Origin of the sequence: Streptomyces milbemycinicus (genome assembly GCF_002154605.1) — a bacterium.
In the GTDB taxonomy this organism is placed as follows: Bacteria; Actinomycetota; Actinomycetes; order Streptomycetales; family Streptomycetaceae; genus Streptomyces; species Streptomyces milbemycinicus.
The window spans coordinates 1-5,068 of the sequence record NZ_MUNE01000770.1 but is presented as its reverse complement, the minus strand read 5'-3'; the positions used below and the strand labels follow the sequence as shown (position 1 = coordinate 5,068).

The 5,068-nt window shown below is 71.1% G+C and carries 2 protein-coding genes and 1 pseudogene; all 3 read left to right on the top strand.

Annotated features, from left to right (window positions below):
• On the top strand, positions 1-758 hold a 758-nt coding region (locus CCN51_RS45820; RefSeq protein WP_211303316.1), incomplete at its 5' end, for a tellurite resistance/C4-dicarboxylate transporter family protein.
• Positions 759-1,024: 266 nt separating this feature from the next.
• Entirely contained in the window at positions 1,025-4,789 is a 3,765-nt protein-coding gene (locus CCN51_RS45815; RefSeq protein WP_162097964.1) for a nitrate reductase subunit alpha, read from the top strand.
• Between the two features lies 1 nt (position 4,790).
• A pseudogene (gene narY, locus CCN51_RS45810) lies at positions 4,791-5,054 on the top strand (nitrate reductase subunit beta); the annotation flags it as partial.
• Positions 5,055-5,068 lie beyond the last annotated feature (14 nt).

The following is a 5,068-nucleotide window of genomic DNA, read 5'->3' as shown; positions in this document are numbered from 1 at the left end:
GCCCCAGCCATACGGGCCCGGCCGCGGCGATTCTGCTGGCCGTGGCCGGGCCCGTATGGCTGGGGCTGATGTGGCGCGCGGCGCGGGTGGTGCGCGCGCTCGGGCCCGGGGGCATGCTGCGGCATGTCGACGGCAGCTGGTTTCTGTGCGTGGTGGGCCTGCAGTCCGTGGTGCTGGCCGGCGCCGCACTGGAGCCCCACCGGGCCCTGGCGGCGAAGGAGACCGGCTGGGCCCTCGGGCTGGCGCTGTATGTCGTGGTGGCCGTGGCGGTGGCGGCCCGGCTGGTGCGCCTCGGCGTACGGCCGCAGGAGCTGTCGCCGCCGTACTGGATCACGATGGGCGCCTGCGCGATCAGCCTGCTGGCCGGCGCCCGGCTCGTCCCGCAGGGGCTCGACGCCTCGCCCCCTGGGGACGTCGTCGCGGGGTTTCTCCTGGTCATATGGGGCTGGATGACCTGTCTGCTGCCGGTGCTGCTGGCCGCCGGGGTCTGGCGGCACGGGGTGCACCGGGTCTCGCTGGCCTATGAGCCGACGTGGTGGACGATCGTCTTTCCGCTGGGCATGTACGCCGTGTCCACGGCCGCCCTGGGCACCGCCGAGGGGCCGCACCGACTTGTGGCCGTGGGGCATGTGATGGCCTGGACTGCCTCTGGGGCATGGGCCATGGTCATGTTCGGCGCGTTGGGCGGGCGAGGAATTGGCCAGAAAATGAGGTCAAGAGATGGCAACGCCCGCCGTATGGCCCCGCCCGGGCGATGAGGAGGACCAGGCCGTACCGATCACCAGGCCAGTTTGATACCTCGTCAACTTCCATCAACTTTTGCCTGGTGGGCAAGTCATACGCCTGAGGCAAACATTGCAAAGTGCAAGAAAAAAACGTTTCAGGTGATGCTAAATGGCCGAAAGCGGTCAGACGGTGTGGCTGATACGCGAGCGATGCTGTGGCGCGAGCCCAAGCAGGTCACGTCCGCTGCCGGGGGAAGCGGCAGGTGACCTGGCCCCCCACCCAGAGGAGTTGTTGGCCCGTGGCGCGTCGCACAACACGATCGGAGGCCGAGTCAGCCGCGTCAGCGGTGACCGAGCGCCTCCTGCGGGCCGGGGCGTCCCTCAGGCGCACCCCGACCACCCGGGACCTGCGGGCCGTGTACCGGACCGACCAGACGGTGGAGGACTCCCCGTACCGGGAGCGCTGGGCCCACGACAAGGTGGTGCGCTCCACGCACGGCGTGAACTGCACCGGCTCCTGCTCCTGGAAGGTGTACGTCAAGGACGGGCTGATCACCTGGGAGACCCAGCAGACCGACTACCCCTCGGTCGGCCCGGACCGGCCGGAGTACGAGCCCCGCGGCTGCCCGCGCGGCGCCGCCTTCTCCTGGTACACCTACTCGCCCACCCGGGTGCGCTATCCGCACGCCCGCGGCGTACTGGTCGAGCTCTACCGGGAGGCCAAGGCGCGGCTCGGGGACCCGGTGGCCGCCTGGGCGGAGATCACCGGCGACCCGGACAAGCGCCACCGCTACCAGTCGGCCCGCGGCAAGGGCGGACTGGTCCGCATCACCTGGGACGAGGCGCTGGAGATCGCGGCGGCCGCCCATGTGCACACCCTGAAGGCATACGGCCCGGACCGGATCGCCGGCTTCTCCCCGATCCCCGCCATGTCCATGGCCTCGCACGCCGTCGGCGCCCGCTTCATGTCGCTGATCGGCGCGCCGATGATCTCCTTCTACGACTGGTACGCGGATCTGCCCATCGCCTCCCCCCAGGTGTTCGGCGACCAGACCGACGTCCCCGAGTCCGGCGACTGGTGGGACGCCGCCTATCTGATGCTGTGGGGCTCCAACGTCCCCGTCACCCGCACCCCCGACGCCCACTGGATGGCCGAGGCCCGCTACCGGGGCCAGAAGGTGGTGGTGGTCTCCCCGGACTACGCGGACGCCACCAAGTTCGCCGACGAGTGGCTGCACCCCCACCCCGGCACCGACGGCGCGGTCGCCATGGCGATGGGCCACGTCATCCTCAAGGAGTTCTTCGCCGAGCGGGAGGTCCCCTACTTCACCGACTACGTCAGGCGCTTCACCGATCTGCCCTTCCTGGTGGAGCTCGTGGAACGGCCGGCGCGCGAGCCGTCCGGACCCCGCGTCCCCGGCAAGTTCCTCACCGCCGCCGACCTGGCGGAGACCGACCCGGGCCTGGCCGCCCACGCCGACGAGGCGGCCCGGCGCTGGATGCCGGTGCTCTACGACACGGAAACCGACCGCCCGGTCGTCCCCGGCGGCACCCTGGGCGACCGGTGGAGCAAGGGCGGCGAAGGCCGCTGGAACCTGGACCTGGGCGATATCACCCCCCGGCTGACCTTCCATCAGGCCGCCGGGACCGTCGAGACGGTCGAGGTCGAGCTGCCCCGCTTCGATACACCCGGTGCCACCGTACGGCGCTCAGTCCCCGTACGGCGGCTCGGCGGACGGCTGGTCACCACGGTCTTCGACCTGCTCATGGCCCAGTACGCGGTGGGCCGTCCCGGCCTTACGGGACAGTGGCCGGCCGGCTACGACGACGCCTCGGTGCCCGGCACCCCCGCCTGGCAGGAGGCCATCACCTCCGTACCGGCCGCCGCCGTGATCCGCGCGGCCCGCGAGTTCGCGGGCACCGCCGAGAAGAGCAATGGGCGCTGCATGATCGTGATGGGCGCGGGCACCAACCACTGGTTCCACTCCGACACCATCTACCGCTCGTTCCTCACCCTGCTGCTCCTCACCGGCTGCCAGGGCGTCAACGGCGGAGGCTGGGCGCACTACGTGGGCCAGGAGAAGGTGCGGCCCTTCACCGGCTGGCAGCAGCTGGCCACCGCCGCCGACTGGGTACGGCCCTCCCGGCAGATGGCCGGCACCCCGTACTGGTATCTGCACACCGACCAGTGGCGCTACGAGCGGTACGGCGCCGACGTGCTGGCGTCCCCCACCGGCCGCGGCCTGTTCACCGGCCGCCACACCGCGGATCTGGTCGCCCAGTCCATGCGTCTTGGCTGGATGCCCTCGTACCCGACCTTCGCCGCCAACCCCCTCGACCTGGGCCGCCGGGCCAAGGAGAGCGGACAGCCGGCGGGGGAGTGGATCGCCGGACAACTGGCCACCGGCGGGCTGGACTTCGCCTGCGAGGACCCGGACGCGCCGGAGAACTGGCCCCGAGTGCTGACCGTCTGGCGGGCCAACCTCATCGGGTCCTCGGCCAAGGGGAACGAGTACTTCCTGCGCCATCTGCTCGGCGCCCGCGACAACGCCACCGCAGAGGAGGCCCCGCCCGGCAACCGCCCGGCGGATATCACCTGGCGTGATACGGCGCCGCGCGGAAAGCTCGACCTGCTGCTGGCGCTGGACTTCCGGATGACCTCCACCACGCTCTTCGCCGACCTCGTGCTGCCTGCCGCCACCTGGTACGAGAAGCACGACCTGTCCAGCACGGACATGCACCCGTACGTCCACGCCTTCACCCCGGCGATCATCCCGCCCTGGCAGGCCCGCACCGACTTCGAGATCTTCCACGGCCTCGCCCGCAAACTCAGCGAACTCGCCGCCGGACACCTGGAGACCGCCCACGACCTGGTGGCCTGCGCCCTGATGCACGACACCCCCGGTGAGACCGCCCAGCCCGGCGGCACCGTACCGGACTGGCGCGACGCGGCGACCGGCACCGTGACCGGAGCCGTACCCGGCCGGAACCTGCCGGACTTCGCCCTCGTCGAACGCGACTACACCGCCGTCGCCGACCAGCTCGCCGCCTTCGGACCGCTCGCCGAACGGCAGGGCATGCGGGTCAAGGGCGTGGGCGTCGACCCCACGCCGGAGGCCGCCTGGCTCGCGGACCGCTGCGGCACCGCCGTACGGGGCGCCGCCAAGGGACGGCCGCTGCTGGACACCGACACCAAGATGTGCGAGGCGATCCTCGCCCTCTCCGGCACCACCAACGGACGCCTCGCCGCCGAAGGGTTCCGGCAGTTCGCGGAGCGCTGCGGCCCGGGCTCGGGCCTCACCGAACTGGGCGCCTCGGTGGCCGAGCGCCGCGTGGTGTTCTCCGACACCCAGACCCGCCCGGTGCAGGTCGGCGCCAGCTTCGAATGGTCGGGCAAGGAGGCCCCCGACCGCCGCTACGCGCCGTTCACCATCAACACCGAACACCGCAAGCCCTGGCACACCCTCACCGGCCGCCAGCACTTCTACCTGGACCACGACTGGATGGCCGAGCTCGGCGAGCAACTGCCCGTCTACCGGCCCCCGCTGGACATGGCCGCCCTCGGCGAGGCCCCGCCACCCGGCACCAACAGCGGGGGCGCCGGCCGCTCGGTCACCGTCCGCTATGTCACCCCGCACTCCAAGTGGTCCATCCACTCCGAGTACCAGGAAAACCTGATCATGCAGACCCTGGCCCGCGGCGGCCCCGTCATCTGGCTCAGCGTGCCCGACGCCCAGGCCGTCGGCGTGGCCGACAACGACTGGATCGAGGCCGTCAACGCCAACGGCGTCGTCGTCGCCCGCGCCGTGGTCTCCCACCGCATGCCCGAAGGCACCGTGTTCATGTACCACGTACAGGAACGCCTGGTGAACGTGCCCAAATCCGAGACCACCGGCGGCCGCGGCGGCACCCACAACGCCCTCACCAAGCTGCTCATCAAGCCCACCCACCTCATCGGCGGCTACGCCCAGCTCTCCTTCGCGCCCAACTACTACGGACCGACCGGCAACCAGCGCGACGCGATCACCGTCATCCGGCGCCGGTCCCAGAACGTGGAGTACTGACATGCCCCGCCGCCAGCCGTCCCGCCCCAGGGTGATGGCCCAGGTCGCCATGGTCATGAACCTCGACAAGTGCATCGGCTGCCACACCTGCTCGGTCACCTGCAAACAGATCTGGACCAACCGGTCAGGCACCGAATACGTCTGGTTCAACAACGTCGAGACCCGCCCCGGCCAGGGCTATCCACGCGGCTACGAGGACCAGGACAAGTGGAAGGGCGGCTGGCACCTCAAGGGCGGCCGGCTCGTACCGCGCACCGGCGGCCGCCCTTGAGGTGCCAG